The following is a 15,969-nucleotide window of genomic DNA, read 5'->3' as shown; positions in this document are numbered from 1 at the left end:
CAGGAGAAGGCATAATGCGCATTGGACACGGTTTTGACGTACACGCATTTGGCGGCGATGGCCCCATTATTATCGGTGGCGTTCGCATTCCCTGGGAGAAAGGCCTGCTGGCGCACTCCGATGGCGACGTCGCGTTACATGCGCTGACCGATGCCCTGTTAGGCGCGGCGGCGTTGGGGGATATTGGTAAGCTGTTCCCGGATACCGATCCGTCGTTCAAAGGGGCAGACAGCCGTGCGCTGCTGCGCGAGGCATGGCGTCGCATCCAGGCCAAAGGCTACGTGATTGGCAATGTGGACGTTACTATCATCGCGCAGGCACCGAAAATGTTGCCGCATATCCCGCAGATGCGCGTGTTTATCGCCGAAGATTTGGGCTGCCACATGGACGACGTGAACGTGAAAGCAACCACAACCGAGAAACTCGGTTTTACCGGACGTGGCGAAGGTATTGCCTGTGAGGCGGTGGCGCTCCTGCTTAAGGCGGCGAAATGACCGGCTTCGACCAGCTAACCTATTTGCACGGTAAACCTGCGGCTAGCGGTTTACTGAAAGCCAATCCGGAAGATTTCGTGGTTATCGAGGACTTAGGCTTCGAACCCGACGGTGAAGGTGAACATATTCTGGTGCGAATTCTGAAAAACGGCTGCAATACGCGCTTTGTTGCCGACGCGCTGGCGAAGTTCCTTAAAATACACGCCCGTGAAGTCAGCTTTGCCGGGCAGAAAGATAAACACGCGGTGACCGAGCAATGGCTGTGCGCGCGCGTGCCGGGTAAAGAGATGCCGGACCTGAGCGCGTTTCAGCCGGAAGGCTGTAAAGTGCTGGAATATGCCCGCCATAAGCGCAAACTGCGTTTAGGCGCGCTTAAAGGCAACAGTTTCACCCTTGTGCTGCGCGAAATCAGCAACCGGGACGACGTGGAATCCCGCCTACAGGCAATCCGCGAGGGCGGCGTACCGAACTATTTTGGTGCGCAACGTTTTGGCATCGGCGGCAGCAATCTTCAGGGGGCGCTACGTTGGGCACAGAGCGATGCCCCGGTGCGCGATCGTAATAAGCGCAGTTTTTGGTTGTCGGCGGCACGCAGTGCATTGTTTAATCAGATTGTTAGCGAGCGCCTGAAAAAAACAGACTTTAATCAAGTTGTTGACGGCGATGCGCTACAATTATCGGGGCGCGGAAGTTGGTTTGTGGCGACCGCAGAAGAGCGTGCTGAGCTGCAGACGCGCGTTGATGATAAAGCGCTGATGATTACCGCCTCAATGCCGGGAAGCGGCGAATGGGGAACGCAGGGCGAAGCGCTGTCATTTGAGCAGGCCGCCGTTGCCGATGCGCCGGAACTGCAGGCGTTGCTGGTGCGTGAAAAGGTTGAGGCGTCGCGCCGCGCAATGTTGCTCTTTCCGCAACAATTAAGCTGGAACTGGTGGGATGACGTGACCGTCGAGTTACGCTTCTGGCTGCCGGCAGGTAGCTTCGCCACCAGTGTGGTAAGGGAAATTATCAATACTTTGGGTGATTATGCGAATATTGCTGAGTAACGATGACGGGATTCATGCGCCAGGTATTCAGACGCTGGCAAAGGCCCTGCGGGAGTTTGCCGACGTACAGGTCGTGGCTCCCGATCGTAACCGTAGCGGCGCATCCAACTCGTTAACGCTGGAATCCTCCCTCCGAACTTTCACCTTCGAAAACGGCGACATTGCGGTGCAGATGGGCACCCCGACCGACTGTGTCTATCTGGGCGTCAACGCGCTGATGCGCCCGCGCCCGGACGTTGTCGTCTCTGGCATTAACGCCGGGCCGAACCTCGGGGATGATGTTATCTATTCTGGTACTGTCGCGGCAGCGATGGAAGGACGCCATCTGGGCTTTCCGGCCCTGGCGGTGTCATTAAACGGCCAGACGCATTACGAGACAGCCGCGGCTGTCACCTGCTCCATTCTGCGCGCGCTGTCGCGCGAGCCGTTACGTACCGGGCGTATTCTGAATATTAATGTCCCGGACTTGCCGCTCAGTGAAATCAAGGGTATTCGTGTTACCCGCTGCGGTAGTCGTCATCCTGCGGATAAGGTCATTCCGCAGCAGGATCCACGAGGCAACACGCTTTACTGGATTGGACCTCCGGGCGAGAAATACGACGCCGGGCCGGATACCGATTTTGCCGCCATCGATGAGGGTTTTGTTTCTGTCACCCCGCTACACGTGGATTTAACCGCGCATAGCGCGCATGATGTGGTTTCGGGCTGGCTGGATCGCGCCGGAGTGACTGAACGATGGTGAACAGACGCGTACAAACACTGCTTGATCAATTACGCGCGCAGGGCATTACCGATGAGCATGTGCTGGAAGCCATCTCTCTGGTACCGCGCGAGAAATTTATCGATGAGGCGTTTGAACATAAGGCTTGGGATAACGTGGCGCTGCCTATCGGCCAGGGCCAGACTATCTCTCAGCCTTATATGGTGGCGCGGATGACGGCTTTACTCGAGCTGACACCGCAATCCAGGGTGCTGGAAATTGGCACGGGGTCTGGTTATCAGACTGCGATACTGGCGCATCTGGTGCATCACGTTTGTACGGTTGAACGCATTAAAAGTCTGCAATGGCACGCACGACGTCGCCTTAAACAACTTGATTTACATAATGTTTCAACTCGACATGGCGATGGCTGGCAGGGTTGGCAGGCACGGGGTCCATTTGATGCCATTATTGTCACCGCCGCACCGCCAGAAATTCCGGCGGCGTTGATGTCGCAACTGGATGAAGGCGGGATTCTCGTTTTACCTGTGGGCGACGAGCAGCAACTTCTTAAACGTGTTCGTCGGCGGGGAGGCGAATTTGTAATCGATACCGTGGAAGCCGTGCGCTTTGTGCCGCTGGTTAAAGGCGAACTGGCCTGATAAACAGATTTTTCCTGATGTTTTCATGCCGCATCAGCGTATGGTGGGCAAATTTGCCGAAACCGTTCACGGTTAATTTTAAGTCATTGGTAGCTAACACATTCCTGGGGGATAAATGAGCACGGGAAGCCCTAAATTCACCGTAAGCCGTGTTGCGGCACTATCACTGGTTTCTATCTGGCTGGCAGGCTGTACAAGCTCCAGCAACGCACCCGCTCCGGTCAGTTCGGTGGGTGGCAACACCAGCTCCAGCAGCAATTCCGGAATGTTAATCACTCCGCCACCAAAAATCGGTACCGCGTCACAGCCGCAAATTCAGCCCGTACAGCCCGTTCAGCGCCCGGTACAGACCGCGCCTGTTCAGTCTGTTCCGGAACAGCCTGTTCAGACTGTTAATGGCAAAATCATCTATAACCGTCAGTATGGGAACATTCCGAAAGGGAGCTATACCGGCGGCAGTACCTATACCGTAAAACGCGGTGATACTTTATTTTATATTGCGTGGATAACCGGGAACGATTTCCGCGATCTTGCCCAGCGCAACCATGTTGCTGCACCCTATGGCTTGACAGTGGGTCAAACCTTGCAAGTGGGTAATGCATCAGGTACGCCAATAACGGGCGGAAACGCGATAACTCAGGCAGATGCGAGCGCACAAGGAATTGTCTCAAAACCTGCACAAAATTCCACCGTAGCTGTTGCTTCAAAACCAACAATTACGTATTCTGAGGATTCAGGTGAACAAAGTGCTAACAAAATGTTGCCGAACAACAAGCCTGCGACCCCTGTCACAGCGCCTGTTACGGCTCCAACTGTCAGCACGACCGAACCGACCATCAGCAGCACGTCAACCAGTACGCCGATTGCTTCCTGGCGCTGGCCGACAGATGGCAAAGTTATCGACAACTTCTCTGCTACCGAAGGTGGCAACAAAGGTGTTGATATCGCAGGTAGCAAAGGACAGGCAATCGTCGCGACCGCAGATGGGCGCGTCGTCTATGCCGGTAACGCGCTTCGCGGTTACGGTAATCTTATTATCATCAAACATAACGATGATTACCTGAGTGCCTACGCCCATAACGATACGATGCTGGTCCGGGAACAACAAGAAGTTAAGGCGGGGCAAAAAATCGCTACCATGGGTAGCTCCGGAACCAGTTCTACACGCTTGCATTTTGAAATTCGTTACAAGGGGAAATCCGTAAACCCGCTGCGCTATTTGCCGCAGCGATAAATCGGCAAAGTGGTTGAACCGTTCCTCATTGTTGTCGTTGCAGCGCGCGCAGATGCCGCTGCAATGGTCAGTAATGAAGTGCTTTTCAGGTGCTTTGTCCAGGGATCACGGGTAGGAGCCACCTTATGAGTCAGAATACGCTGAAAGTTCATGATTTAAATGAAGATGCGGAATTTGATGAGAACGGAGTAGAGGCTTTTGATGAGAAAGCCTTAGTTGAAGAGGAACCCAGTGATAACGACCTGGCCGAAGAGGAATTGTTATCGCAGGGCGCTACCCAGCGTGTGCTGGATGCGACTCAGCTTTATCTTGGGGAAATTGGTTATTCCCCACTGCTAACGGCCGAAGAAGAAGTTTATTTTGCACGTCGCGCTTTGCGTGGTGACGTTGCTTCTCGCCGCCGCATGATCGAAAGTAACCTGCGTCTGGTAGTGAAAATTGCCCGTCGTTATAGCAATCGTGGCCTGGCGTTGCTGGACCTGATTGAAGAGGGGAACCTGGGCCTGATCCGTGCGGTTGAAAAATTCGACCCGGAACGTGGTTTCCGTTTCTCCACCTATGCGACCTGGTGGATTCGTCAGACTATTGAACGGGCGATTATGAATCAAACCCGTACTATCCGTCTGCCAATCCATATTGTTAAAGAGCTGAACGTCTATCTGCGTACCGCGCGTGAGTTGTCCCATAAACTGGACCACGAACCGAGTGCGGAAGAGATTGCCGAACAACTCGACAAGCCGGTCGATGATGTGAGTCGCATGCTGCGCCTCAACGAGCGTATCACCTCGGTGGATACACCGCTGGGCGGTGATTCCGAGAAAGCGCTGCTGGATATCCTGGCCGATGAAAAAGAAAACGGCCCGGAAGACACAACGCAAGATGACGATATGAAACAGAGCATCGTCAAATGGCTGTTCGAACTGAACGCCAAACAGCGTGAAGTGCTGGCACGTCGTTTCGGTCTGCTGGGATATGAAGCAGCAACGCTGGAAGATGTGGGTCGTGAAATCGGTCTGACACGCGAGCGCGTACGTCAGATTCAGGTTGAAGGTCTGCGCCGTCTGCGTGAAATCCTGCAGGCGCAAGGGCTGAATATCGAAGCGCTTTTCCGCGAATAAGTATTGAACATCAAAAGGCCGGTCAAATGACCGGCCTTTTTCTTGCGCGCTTTCCGGCTTAACGCTTATCTGCCGCCAGCAGCGGTGGGATCGTTGGCACCTGCGGCGCGTCATCAATATCTTTTTGCGTCATACGAAACGCCTCCGGATAGTGTTCGCGGCTGGTGCGGCGTAGTGGCTCGGTATCGCGCCAGGTATACAGACAATGCTGGCACTGATAAACGGTCCAGATACCTTTCACCGGTGAGGTTGCCATCACCTCAATGTGTTCATCGGCACAACGTGGACAAATCATTCTCTTCTCCTTATTTACGTGCGGCCAGCATGGCGGTCAGTTTTTCAACCCACTCTTTGGTTTCAGGGAGATCCTGTACCGGTTGGCTGTAGTGACCGCGCGTATCCGGTGCGACCGGCGTCGTCGCGTCGATAATCAGTTTGTCGGTAATGCCTGCCGGGCTTGAGCCTGGGTCCAGCTCCAGTACCGACATATTCGGTAACTGCACAAGATCGCCTGCCGGGTTCACTTTTGACGACAGCGCCCACATCACCTGCGGCAGGTTGAACGGATCAACGTCTTCATCGACCATAATGACCATTTTTACATAGCCCAGGCCATGCGGCGTGGTCATGGCGCGCAGGCCCACCGCGCGGGCAAAACCGCCGTAGCGTTTTTTGGTGGAGATGATGGCCAGCAGGCCGTGGGTGTACATGGCATTCACAGCCTGCACTTCCGGGAACTCCGCTTTTAACTGTTGATACAGGGGGACGCAGGTCGCCGGGCCAATCAGGTAGTCGATTTCAGTCCACGGCATACCCAGGTAAAGCGATTCAAAAATCGGTTTTGTGCGATAAGAGACTTTATCGATACGCACGACCGTCATATTGCGTCCACCGGAATAGTGACCGGTAAATTCGCCGAAGGGGCCTTCGATTTCGCGTTTACGCCCCTCGATAACCCCTTCGAGGATCACTTCCGAGCCCCACGGTACATCAAAACCGGTGAGCGGCGCGGTGGCGATGGGGTAAGGACTTTCGCGCAGCGCCCCGGCCATTTCGTATTCAGACTGATCGTATTTCAGCGGCGTGGCACCCATCAGGGTGATGATTGGATCGTTCCCGAGCGTGATCGCAACCGGTAAGTCTTCGCCACGCTCCTCCGCTTTATGCAGATGTAGCGCAATGTCGTGCATCGGCACCGGCTGCAGGCCCAGTTTGCGTTTGCCTTTCACTTCCATACGGTAGATGCCGACGTTTTGCTTACCAAAATGGTCAGGATCGACCGGATCGCGGGAGACAACGCACGCTTTATCAAGATAGAAACCGCCATCACCATCGTTCAGACGAAACAGCGGCAGGATGTCGAACAGGTTAATCTCTTCACCATCGACAGTATTTTCCGCCCAAAGCGGATTTGCACGGCGCTCCGGTGCGACAGGGAAGGTATCCCAGCGGCGGATAAACTCGTCAATCTGCTTTTTAACTGGCGTGTTCGATGGCAACCCCATAGAGATCGCATGATTCTGCCAGGAACCAATGGTGTTCATTGCCACGCGCGCATCGGTAAAGCCGCGAATATTATCGAACCACAGTGCAGGCGCGCCGTCGCCGATACGCCCGGTGGCATTGGCCGCCGCCGCAATATCTGGCTCGGCGTTAACCTCTTCACTGATTTTCAGCAGTTGCCCCTGATCATCAAGGGTCTGCAAGAAGCTTCGTAAATCATCAAAAGCCATATTCTTTCTCCTGTGAAAAATGCTGTGCCGCCTGCAGGCCCTCCCAACGGCGTGCTCTGCTGTGCTCCAGACCAAACTGATCGAGCACGCGGGCCACGATATGCTGGGTAATGTCATCAACAGTCTGCGGATGGTTGTAATACGCGGGCATGGGAGGGACCATCGCCACCCCCATGCGGGAAAGCGCTAACATATTTTCTAAATGAATGGTGCTAAGCGGCATTTCACGCGGGACGAGCACCAGTTTGCGGCCCTCTTTGAGCACCACATCGGCGGCGCGACCGACCAGCCCTTCGGCGTAGCCCGCACGGATACCTGCCAGCGTTTTCATGCTGCAGGGAATAATTATCATGCCGTCGGTGCGAAACGAGCCTGAGGAGATAGTGGCTGCCTGATCGGCCGGGTTATGAGTGACATCAGCCAGTGCCGCCACTTCGCGGGCAGTCCAGGGCGTTTCCAGTTCAATAGTGGTTTTCGCCCACTTCGACATCACCAGATGAGTTTCAACCTCTGGCATCTCCTGTAGCGCCTGCAATAACGCCACGCCTAATGGTGCGCCGGTTGCCCCCGTCATCCCGATTATCAGTTTCATTCACCACCTCAATCATTGTTCGTATGCGAACGTTTTGAAATAACCTACTCCTGAGGATCGTCACAGACAAGATTGTTCGTATACATGCGCATTTTTTGCTAAAAAAAGTCGCGTTAAAATTCGGCAAGTTAATGGCTATCATAGGGAGGAGAAACCCATAACGGAGCATTCATGGAGTTAAGAAAAGAGGCCTTTCACCTGCTACGTCAGCTATTTCAGCAGCACACGGCGCGCTGGCAACAGGTACTGCCGGAACTGACCAAACCACAATATGCGGTGATGCGTTCTATTGCCGAAAATCCCGGTATTGAACAGGTCGCCCTGACGGAGGTGGCGGTCAGCACGAAAGCGACCCTCGCGGAAATGCTCAGCCGTATGGAGACGCGTGGTCTGGTCCGCCGTGAGCACGATCCGGACGATAAACGACGCCGTTTTTTATTTTTGACCGAGGAAGGTGAAGCGGTGCTGAAAGCGAGCATCCCGGTGGGTAATGGCGTGGACGCAGAGTTTCTTGGCAAGTTAAGCGAGGAAGAACGTGAGCAATTCACGCAGCTTGTTCGTCGGATGATGCGCTGAGTCAGTAGGGAAGGGCAGGAAACAAACCGGACGGAGTGTTTCCTGCAAAATACGACGTATTAGTTCAGCGTGTATTCCAGCGAGATTTCCGCATTTAATACTTTCGATACCGGACAACCGGCTTTGGCTTTCTGAATGGCTTCATCAAATTTAGCAGGGTCGGCACCCGGTACTTTTACCGCACTTTTCAGGGCGACTTTGGTAATCGCGAACCCGCCGTCAACCTGGTCCAGCGTGACGGTTGCCGTTGTGTCGATACTATCTGCCGTGTAGCCTACTTCGCCCAGAATGAGCGAAAGCGCCATTGAGAAACAGGCCGCATGTGCCGCGCCGATCAGCTCTTCCGGGTTAGTCCCCTGAACGCCTTCGAAACGGGTGTTGAAGCCATAAGGAAGTTCTTTAAGGGCACCGCTTTCTGTTGAAACAGTCCCTTTCCCACGTTTCAGATCACCTTCCCAGTGAGCCTGCCCTTTCTTGTGAATTGCCATAGCATGGTTCCTTTTCATTATTGAGAGAAATCAGTCGAGACAAATAAAAAGTATAGAAGCCGATATCGGGCTTGCCTGGCATTCGGGGAAATTATTCGATAAAGCATGGCCCGCAAGGTCATTGCGGGCCGGGGGAGTTAGACGAGGCTTTTCAGGCGGTAAATCCACTCAAGCGCCTGACGCGGCGTGAGGGAATCGGGGTCCAGATTTTCCAGCGCTTCCATTGCCGGGCTGGTCTCTTCCGGTATGGCTAACAGTGACATCTGCGTACCATCAATCTGCGTGGCGCCGGCACTCGGCGACAGGCTTTCCAGCTCGCGCAATTTTCCACGCGCGCGCTTGATCACCTCTTTAGGAACACCTGCCAGTGCGGCAACCGCCAGACCATAGCTTTTGCTCGCCGCACCATCCTGCACGCTGTGCATAAAGGCGATGGTGTCGCCATGTTCCAGTGCGTCAAGATGGACATTGGCCACGCCTTCCATTTTTTCTGGCAACTGGGTCAGTTCGAAATAGTGGGTGGCGAACAACGTCAATGCTTTGATTTTATTGGCCAGATTCTCTGCACAGGCCCAGGCCAGCGACAGACCGTCGTAGGTAGAGGTGCCGCGACCAATTTCATCCATCAGCACCAGGCTGTTTTCCGTAGCGTTATGCAGGATATTGGCCGTTTCGGTCATCTCCACCATAAAGGTCGACCGCCCGCTTGCCAGATCATCTGCCGCGCCCACACGCGTAAAGATGCGATCAATAGGGCCAATTTCCACCTTCTGCGCCGGAACGTAGCTGCCAATATAGGCCAGCAACGCGATCAGCGCCGTCTGGCGCATGTAGGTACTTTTACCACCCATATTCGGCCCGGTAATGATTAGCATCCTGCGCTGGGGCGAAAGGTTCAAGGGGTTGGCGATAAACGGCTCATTGAGCACACGCTCCACGACCGGGTGACGGCCTTCAACAATACGGATACCCGGTTTATCGCTGAATGTCGGACAGCAGTAGTTCAGCGTGTCCGCACGCTCTGCCAGGTTGACCAGCACGTCCAGCTCTGCCAGCGCCGTGGCGCTCTGCTGCAAATCGCCAAGGTGTGGAAGCAATTTGTCGAACAGTTCATCATAAAGCTGTTTTTCCAGCGCCAGCGCTTTGCCTTTTGAGGTCAGAACCTTGTCTTCATACTCTTTCAGTTCAGGAATAATGTAGCGCTCAGCATTTTTAAGCGTCTGACGGCGAACATAGTGAATGGGGGCAAGATGGCTCTGCCCGCGGCTAATCTGAATGTAATAGCCGTGTACGGCGTTATAGCCGACTTTAAGGGTATCGAGACCGAGCTTTTCGCGCTCGCGAATTTCCAGCCTGTCGAGGTAGTCCGTTGCGCCGTCTGCCAGCGCTCGCCACTCATCGAGCTCGGCGTTGTACCCCGGCGCGATAACGCCGCCATCGCGCACCAGCACCGGCGGGGCATCAATGATGGCGCGTTCCAGCAGTTCACGTAGCTCCGTAAACTCACCCATTTTTTCCCGCAGGTTTTGCACCGGTTCGCTCTTTACCTGCGCCAGTTGGGCGCGCAGCTCCGGCAGTTGCTGGAACGCATGGCGCATGCGCGCGAGGTCGCGGGGTCTGGCGGTTCGCAGTGCCAGACGGGCAAGAATACGTTCCAGATCGCCAACCTGACGCAGTACTGGCTGCAATTCGCCGGTGTTTTCCTGCAATGCGCCAATGGTCTGCTGACGTTCCAGAAGGGTTTTGGTATCGCGTACCGGCATATGCAGCCAGCGTTTGAGCATACGGCTGCCCATCGGCGTGACCGTGCAGTCGAGCACGGATGCGAGGGTGTTTTCGATACCGCCTGCCAGGTTCTGGGTAATTTCCAGATTGCGGCGCGTGGCGGCATCCATAATGATGCTGTCCTGCTGGCGCTCCATGGTGATGGAACGAATGTGGGGCAGGGCGGTGCGCTGGGTATCTTTGACATACTGCAACAGACAACCCGCAGCGCAGAGGCCGCGCGGGGCATTTTCCACACCAAAGCCAACCAGATCGCGGGTACCAAATTGCAGATTGAGCTGCTGGCGTGCGGTGTCGATTTCAAATTCCCATAGTGGGCGACGACGCAGGCCACGACGACCTTCAATCAGCGATGTTTCGGCGAAGTCTTCGGCATAGAGCAGCTCAGCGGGGTTAGTGCGCTGCAGTTCTGCCGCCATGGTTTCACGGTCGGCGGGTTCACTGACGCGAAAACGCCCGGAGCTAATATCCAGCGTGGCATAGCCAAACCCTTTGCTGTCCTGCCAGATGGCCGCCAGCAAGTTATCCTGACGCTCCTGCAATAACGCTTCGTCGCTGATGGTGCCGGGGGTGACGATACGCACCACTTTGCGCTCAACTGGTCCTTTGCTAGTGGCCGGATCGCCGATTTGCTCGCAAATGGCGACCGATTCACCCAGGCTGACCAGTTTTGCCAGATAGTTCTCTACCGCGTGATGCGGCACCCCGGCCATCGGGATGGGTTCACCTGCGGAAGCGCCGCGTTTCGTCAACGAGATGTCCATCAACTGAGATGCGCGTTTCGCATCGTCATAAAACAGCTCGTAAAAGTCGCCCATGCGATAGAAGAGCAGGATATCCGGATGCTGCGCTTTCAGTTTCAGATACTGCTGCATCATTGGCGTATGTGCGTCGAAATTCTCTAGTGTACTCATCAGTTTAGGATGTCCATTTTCTTAAATTTTAATGAGTTAGTGATATTTGTTGTTCTCATTGAGTTTCACTTTGTCTCATTGGATCTCATGAAATCCTACATTTAAATGTAGGTTAAAGTGTAGCTTGCCAACCTATAGCCTGGTAAAATGTGGCTACTTACAGCACAACCTACATTTTTTTCATAAATGCGTAGGGAGCATGATAACGGAGTCTTTATGGCAGGAAAACAAGAGGCAAAGCCACTGTCGTTTAAAGCGATAGAAATGATGAAACCAGGTGACAAAGATAAAGCTGATATTGGCGAAAATCGTGGTTTACGTGTCTCCTGTGGTGCTACTGGTGTTAAGTCTTTTTTCTACCGTTACACGAGCCCTGTGACAGGAAAACTTGCTCAGGTCAAAATTGGCAACTTCCCGCAGACTTCTCTCGCCGCTGCACGTCTTAAACTCAACGAATTAAAGCTCCTCCGTCAGGAAGGTCGGTGTCCTGCATCAGAACTTAAACAGGAAAAGCAACTCCGTGCAATCGAAGCTGAACAGGCCAAAGTACCTGAATTAACTGTGCAGGGATTAGTTGAGCTCTACCTGACTGAGCGCATTGAGGATCGCAAAACTAAGGATGGCAAAATCATTCCGGGGGCCCGGAAGAAGAAAGGCCAGTATGAAGTGCGCAGAACACTGTATGCCGATGCGGTAGATAAGCTGGGCGATCGTAATGCCGCTGAAATCACACGCAATGACGTGATTACGCTAATCAATGGCATTGTCGCCAGAGGAGCAAAAGTGCAAGCCGGTAACGTTCTACGGGAGCTCTCATTGGCCTACGAGTTCGCTATTGGTCTGGGGCGTTTTGATGCCAGTTTTGCTAATCCCGCGCTGTTGGCAAAGTCCAGCCTCCGTCAGACTCGAATCAAGCTTACCAATAATCGTGGTACGCGTGTGCTGAGTGAAGCTGAGCTTAAAAAGTTTCTCCAGTGGCTTCCGGGTTCTGCCTTTTCACCGACAATCAAAAACGTGCTTCGTCTGACCTTGTGGACAGGTTGCCGCACCGGTGAGGTCTGTAACATGGCGTGGAAGGATGTTGATCTGGAGAAGGGTACGATACACCTGAGAGAGACTAAAACAGGCGTGGAACGTTACGTTCAGCTATCTACACAGGCTATAGATTTTCTAAAAGTGCTCCGCCTCAACTCGGACACCTACCTTTTTCCGTCTACACGAACAAGACGACCAATCCAGCAAAAGTATCTGACAGAGAATGCCTGGCGCTTACGTGAATCCGGTCAAATGTTAGATATACCGAGCTGGACACCGCATGATTTACGGCGGACTGTACGTACCGGGCTATCGCGGCTTCAATGTCCTAACGAAGTGGCTGAGGCTATTCTGGGGCATACAAAAGGCGGTGTGGAAGGGATTTATAACCTCTACAAGTATGATGCAGAGTGTAAAAAATGGCTGCAGATTTGGGCTGATTATCTTGAAAGCTGAATCGCCGCAGGTTTAACAGACACCTCAGAGTCAACGGCTCAGAAGTGTCTAGATTATCCGTGGCGATTTAATTATATCATTGGGAGCGACACTTCTCTGACGGCCTGTATCACTGTTGCAATTTTAGCGGCAGCCTCTCCTCGCACATGTAAACCAAGTTCAAGTGAGTATGCGAATGACCATTGATTCATATTGGACGACCCCACATAGGCCGCCGAGTCATCTGCTAAAATAACCTTGGCATGGAATGTCTCGTTTCCTATTGCATCAGAGCGATCTAAGTGGAAATTAACCACCGATACTCCGAGCCTAGATAGCTCCTCTCCGACAGTTGCTAAAGCAGATGGGGGTTCACCGTACCTATTAGTTCGCAATATCAAATACTTATCAGGGGCTTGTGTAAGTTTGAATAGGTTTAAAACTATTTGTGCTCCAACGTTATCAATAAATGGAGTCATCACCCCAAAAGATTTACGTGCCGACTCAGCAATTACTGGTAATAGTTGCTTGGTATCTCTAAAGCTCCGATAATTTTGAAACATATTTTCGAGTTGTTCCGAAATATGGCTTGGTGATGGAGGCCTGGTCAACACGACATCAACGATGTTTGCATCTTGATGAACGCGAGAACAATACAGCTTCGTTCCCATAAGTAAAGGTGCTACTTCTTGTGCAAGAGCTCGTTTTTTTACTCTCCAAGTGAGAAAAGTCGCTTTTTCGAAAAGCCCACAGCTTTGTCCTGCAATTAAAGCGCGCTCAAGGTCGGCAGAACGCGCCAGTGGTAAATCAAGCAGCGTACATAAAGCATGCAGCTCTATTGGATTATCTAGCGCGCCTAGACCTGCCTCTTCACATAGTCTTGCGCTCACTTCGCAGTAAGGAGCCAGCATGTCGAACACGTTCAACAGTTCAACCTGCATTGTTTTCATTTACTACCTCAAGAAAACCGGGAATTCTCCTGCCCTTATGTGTTGCATCCTCACGCGGCGGCGGTCCCCCTCTCAGGACTGCGCGAGACAACAATTGATTCTGTGCTAGGCAAGATGTCTCAGGGATCATGATACAATCAGGGCAAGCCCCACCAGCTGTATCACACAGTCGCCCTGAATTGCAGCGATGGGATGAAGCCTCAAGTAAGCGCGATAGAAACCTGTTATTTTCATTACGCCAGAGCGAAGAAAGGTTACCCAAATCCATTGTCGTACCATTGCGATATACAACAAATGCCAAATCAAGAGGAAAAATATACTCACCCATAGAGCCAAGATCTATACCAGAGAGTTCAGCAACATTCTTCATGAACATATGGGCGTAACTATGTAGTAAGGTATATACATAGCGGTATGTAGTTGCATCTCCTGATTTTAAAAGGGAGAAATAACGCCCGAAAGGTTGTGCAACTTCCAATATTTTTCCACCAAGTTTGACTTTTTCTCTTTCGTCCCATTCAGGCAAGTCCACAACCCCGACAGCACTTAACCATTTATATACTGCACTTTGGTCTAAACGTACATACAACGCCTCGTTGGCCTGCGTTACGACGTAAATGGGCCGCTTGCCGTTACGTAGCGGCTCAAATAATCTCAAGCGAACTGGCATGAGTTGGTTACGTTTCTCCATTGTCGGGGTTGCACTTACTCTTGTATAGCCATGGGTGAATCGACACAGGTCGAATTCACGAATCAACCCAAGATCGATAATGCCAAGCTTGGACATTAAATTTTGAGTTTCAGCCTCTTGAGTTGCCTTATGATTAATGTCTTTTGGTGCCAAATCATTGTCTAAATGATTAAAGCGTACAAATTTCGCTCGCCCACCATGTGATGGGGCTGAGAGCTTACTCCGATTTAGAGCTTCATGCTCTATCGTTAGTACGAAAGGATCGAAGCGACTGGTATACTCGTCGCGCATGGCAAGTTGTGAAATAACCATAGGTGGCAAGTCAACATGCGGCCGTATGAGTGGTGGAGTGCTGGATAACCACCGGTCAACGAGCTTCTTAAGTTCTTTTTCTGCTATATCCTGTAAACCCTTGTCACTCAAGCTTTGAGCTTGGTCACGCAGTCTCGAAAAAGTTTCATATGATTCCCATTCGCCAACTTTTCCTGCCGCCAGTAAAGATGCCTTCATTTCCGCAGGAGACAGTTCCTCTCCTTCAAACCGAAAATGCTTGCCGATAAAAGCAGATAGTTCAGAGTGTCGTTGTGGTTCTAACATCTCGATTAGTTGGTGCTCCGACTCGGGAAAAAGAACGAATTGTTCTGATTGTGCATAGAAAGTCGAAGAAGCTCGGTATGAAATAGGTTCCATACGACGCTCACTCATTCGATTTCCGGCTGAGTCTCTGAACACCTCTGTGGTGAATCTATCATTCTGCCGCCATTCATCAGATCCCTTATGACCACATTTCGGGTTAGCGCAATAGAAATGCCATTGCCCGATTCTAGGAGAGTCAGTATTAAGCTTGAAATCTCCCTTGCCACATAGGCTGCATTGCTCGCCGGAGAGCCTCAATTCTTTCTTGTTATCATCCCATTCCCATCGACCAGGGGTGGCAGGCATCCATTCACCCGACCAGTGTACGAAGACAACGTCAAGCTGCCTCCACTGGCACGGCCTTTTGTCATCAGCTGCGGTGCAAATGCAATTATGCAGACGGCCAATGTTCTGTGATAAGTCGTGCACTGATTCGAAGCGCCTAAAAAGGTGACATTTATTACAAACAAAGGTCAATGGTGCTGGAGCGTAACCCATACGAAGCGGGCTAAGAAATGCCAATCGGTCTACGCCTAGAGGAGCTATGGTAGCACCTCTGAGTAGAGCTTCATCGATGCATTGGCGAGGTTCGATTTGTCTATCATTTGTACCCACCTCGTAGGCCCGCGCGAACCAACTTTGCCAAACCTCCTGAAGTCTCAGAAGGATTTGTGACTTAGTAACTGTATGAATAGGTGCGTCATCGACTGTCGCCGAAAAGTCAGGCAATGAAATGCACGCACCTAGCCCACCTTCGAATGTAAAAAAAGAACCTGGCGCATATGCGGAACCGAGTTGTCCTCGGGAGCGTGTCATCATCGGTGCGCTGAGTGTTTTTTCTTCATCTTCATTGCTCAAGAAATTTCTTCGAATTGCCATA

The 15,969-nt window shown here is 52.3% G+C and carries 15 protein-coding genes; 8 read left to right on the top strand and 7 right to left on the bottom strand.

The annotated features are described in order from the left end of the window. The first annotated feature begins 14 nt into the window (after window positions 1–14). The 6 genes from ispF to rpoS all read left to right on the top strand — a co-directional run bounded on the left by ispF (window position 15) and on the right by rpoS (window position 5,254). Window positions 15–494 carry a 2-C-methyl-D-erythritol 2,4-cyclodiphosphate synthase gene (gene ispF, locus ABIB59_RS11980; RefSeq protein ID WP_039077684.1) on the top strand — a complete coding sequence of 160 codons (480 nt, stop codon included), beginning with the start codon at window positions 15–17 and terminating at the stop codon, window positions 492–494. Beyond that, window positions 491–1,540, top strand: a complete 1,050-nt coding sequence (truD, locus tag ABIB59_RS11975) for a tRNA pseudouridine(13) synthase TruD (RefSeq protein WP_039077683.1) — start codon at window positions 491–493, stop codon at window positions 1,538–1,540. Before ispF ends, truD begins: the two co-directional genes overlap by 4 nt. Further along, window positions 1,521–2,282 carry a 5'/3'-nucleotidase SurE gene (surE, locus tag ABIB59_RS11970; RefSeq protein ID WP_039077682.1) on the top strand — a complete coding sequence of 254 codons (762 nt, stop codon included), beginning with the start codon at window positions 1,521–1,523 and terminating at the stop codon, window positions 2,280–2,282. The genes truD and surE overlap by 20 nt, the downstream gene beginning before the upstream one ends. Continuing rightward, entirely contained in the window at window positions 2,276–2,902 is a 627-nt protein-coding gene (locus ABIB59_RS11965) for a protein-L-isoaspartate(D-aspartate) O-methyltransferase (RefSeq protein ID WP_039077681.1), read from the top strand. The genes surE and ABIB59_RS11965 overlap by 7 nt, the downstream gene beginning before the upstream one ends. Window positions 2,903–3,077: 175 nt before the next feature. Continuing rightward, window positions 3,078–4,136 (top strand): murein hydrolase activator NlpD, encoded by a 1,059-nt coding sequence (gene nlpD, locus ABIB59_RS11960; RefSeq protein ID WP_223878793.1) that lies wholly within the window; start codon window positions 3,078–3,080, stop codon window positions 4,134–4,136. 125 nt (window positions 4,137–4,261) lie between these two features. After that, complete coding sequence (gene rpoS / locus ABIB59_RS11955) at window positions 4,262–5,254, top strand: RNA polymerase sigma factor RpoS (RefSeq protein WP_039077679.1); 993 nt, start codon at window positions 4,262–4,264, stop codon at window positions 5,252–5,254. 58 nt (window positions 5,255–5,312) lie between these two features. Here rpoS and ABIB59_RS11950 read toward each other — a convergent pair whose 3' ends face one another. Genes ABIB59_RS11950 through ABIB59_RS11940 form a run of 3 tightly spaced genes read right to left on the bottom strand, consistent with a single transcriptional unit; the run spans window position 5,313 to window position 7,579 of the window. Further along, window positions 5,313–5,549, bottom strand: coding sequence for a non-oxidative hydroxyarylic acid decarboxylases subunit D (locus tag ABIB59_RS11950; RefSeq protein ID WP_039077678.1), 237 nt, complete (start codon window positions 5,547–5,549; stop codon window positions 5,313–5,315). A gap of 10 nt (window positions 5,550–5,559) precedes the next feature. After that, window positions 5,560–6,987 carry a non-oxidative hydroxyarylic acid decarboxylases subunit C gene (locus ABIB59_RS11945; RefSeq protein ID WP_354035582.1) on the bottom strand — a complete coding sequence of 476 codons (1,428 nt, stop codon included), beginning with the start codon at window positions 6,985–6,987 and terminating at the stop codon, window positions 5,560–5,562. Continuing rightward, window positions 6,977–7,579 (bottom strand): non-oxidative hydroxyarylic acid decarboxylases subunit B, encoded by a 603-nt coding sequence (locus ABIB59_RS11940; protein ID WP_354035580.1) that lies wholly within the window; start codon window positions 7,577–7,579, stop codon window positions 6,977–6,979. Before ABIB59_RS11940 ends, ABIB59_RS11945 begins: the two co-directional genes overlap by 11 nt. 171 nt (window positions 7,580–7,750) lie before the next feature. Here ABIB59_RS11940 and ABIB59_RS11935 point away from each other — a divergent pair, with 171 nt between their 5' ends. Next, the gene (locus ABIB59_RS11935; RefSeq protein ID WP_039077675.1) at window positions 7,751–8,155 is read left to right on the top strand and encodes a MarR family winged helix-turn-helix transcriptional regulator; all 405 of its coding nucleotides are present in this window, start codon (window positions 7,751–7,753) and stop codon (window positions 8,153–8,155) included. Between the two features lie 59 nt (window positions 8,156–8,214). On the opposite strand, the gene ABIB59_RS11930 is transcribed toward ABIB59_RS11935, so the two are convergent. Both ABIB59_RS11930 and mutS read right to left on the bottom strand, forming a co-directional pair. After that, window positions 8,215–8,643 (bottom strand): OsmC family protein, encoded by a 429-nt coding sequence (locus ABIB59_RS11930; RefSeq protein ID WP_039077674.1) that lies wholly within the window; start codon window positions 8,641–8,643, stop codon window positions 8,215–8,217. 137 nt (window positions 8,644–8,780) lie between these two features. Next, window positions 8,781–11,342: a DNA mismatch repair protein MutS gene (mutS, locus tag ABIB59_RS11925; RefSeq protein WP_354035577.1), complete on the bottom strand. Its 2,562-nt coding sequence runs from the start codon at window positions 11,340–11,342 to the stop codon at window positions 8,781–8,783. Window positions 11,343–11,558: 216 nt separating this feature from the next. On the opposite strand from mutS, the gene ABIB59_RS11920 reads away from it, so the two are divergent. After that, window positions 11,559–12,833 carry a tyrosine-type recombinase/integrase gene (locus ABIB59_RS11920; protein WP_354035575.1) on the top strand — a complete coding sequence of 425 codons (1,275 nt, stop codon included), beginning with the start codon at window positions 11,559–11,561 and terminating at the stop codon, window positions 12,831–12,833. A 71-nt stretch (window positions 12,834–12,904) separates the two neighbouring features. On the opposite strand, the gene ABIB59_RS11915 is transcribed toward ABIB59_RS11920, so the two are convergent. Together ABIB59_RS11915 and ABIB59_RS11910 are read right to left on the bottom strand one after the other, a co-directional pair. Beyond that, on the bottom strand, window positions 12,905–13,762 hold the full coding sequence (locus ABIB59_RS11915) for a phospholipase D-like domain-containing protein (RefSeq protein WP_354035573.1): 858 nt from the start codon (window positions 13,760–13,762) through the stop codon (window positions 12,905–12,907). Then, window positions 13,743–15,968, bottom strand: a complete 2,226-nt coding sequence (locus tag ABIB59_RS11910; protein WP_354035571.1) for a DUF8724 domain-containing protein — start codon at window positions 15,966–15,968, stop codon at window positions 13,743–13,745. The genes ABIB59_RS11915 and ABIB59_RS11910 overlap by 20 nt, the downstream gene beginning before the upstream one ends. Window position 15,969 lies beyond the last annotated feature (1 nt).

It is taken from the genome of Citrobacter sp. UYEF32, from assembly GCF_040546205.1.
GTDB classification, from domain to species: domain Bacteria; phylum Pseudomonadota; class Gammaproteobacteria; order Enterobacterales; family Enterobacteriaceae; genus Phytobacter; species Phytobacter diazotrophicus.
This window is presented reverse-complemented; position numbering and strand designations above follow the sequence as displayed.

Coding starts and splice junctions, on each gene's coding strand:
- ABIB59_RS11940 (WP_354035580.1), bottom strand. CDS start 7,579: ATGAAACTGATAATCGGGATGACGGGGGCAACCGGCGCACCATTAGGC.
- rpoS (WP_039077679.1), top strand. CDS start 4,262: ATGAGTCAGAATACGCTGAAAGTTCATGATTTAAATGAAGATGCGGAA.
- ispF (WP_039077684.1), top strand. CDS start 15: ATGCGCATTGGACACGGTTTTGACGTACACGCATTTGGCGGCGATGGC.
- ABIB59_RS11965 (WP_039077681.1), top strand. CDS start 2,276: ATGGTGAACAGACGCGTACAAACACTGCTTGATCAATTACGCGCGCAG.
- ABIB59_RS11930 (WP_039077674.1), bottom strand. CDS start 8,643: ATGGCAATTCACAAGAAAGGGCAGGCTCACTGGGAAGGTGATCTGAAA.
- ABIB59_RS11910 (WP_354035571.1), bottom strand. CDS start 15,968: ATGGCAATTCGAAGAAATTTCTTGAGCAATGAAGATGAAGAAAAAACA.
- surE (WP_039077682.1), top strand. CDS start 1,521: ATGCGAATATTGCTGAGTAACGATGACGGGATTCATGCGCCAGGTATT.
- mutS (WP_354035577.1), bottom strand. CDS start 11,342: ATGAGTACACTAGAGAATTTCGACGCACATACGCCAATGATGCAGCAG.
- ABIB59_RS11915 (WP_354035573.1), bottom strand. CDS start 13,762: ATGAAAACAATGCAGGTTGAACTGTTGAACGTGTTCGACATGCTGGCT.
- truD (WP_039077683.1), top strand. CDS start 491: ATGACCGGCTTCGACCAGCTAACCTATTTGCACGGTAAACCTGCGGCT.
- ABIB59_RS11950 (WP_039077678.1), bottom strand. CDS start 5,549: ATGATTTGTCCACGTTGTGCCGATGAACACATTGAGGTGATGGCAACC.
- ABIB59_RS11935 (WP_039077675.1), top strand. CDS start 7,751: ATGGAGTTAAGAAAAGAGGCCTTTCACCTGCTACGTCAGCTATTTCAG.
- ABIB59_RS11945 (WP_354035582.1), bottom strand. CDS start 6,987: ATGGCTTTTGATGATTTACGAAGCTTCTTGCAGACCCTTGATGATCAG.
- ABIB59_RS11920 (WP_354035575.1), top strand. CDS start 11,559: ATGGCAGGAAAACAAGAGGCAAAGCCACTGTCGTTTAAAGCGATAGAA.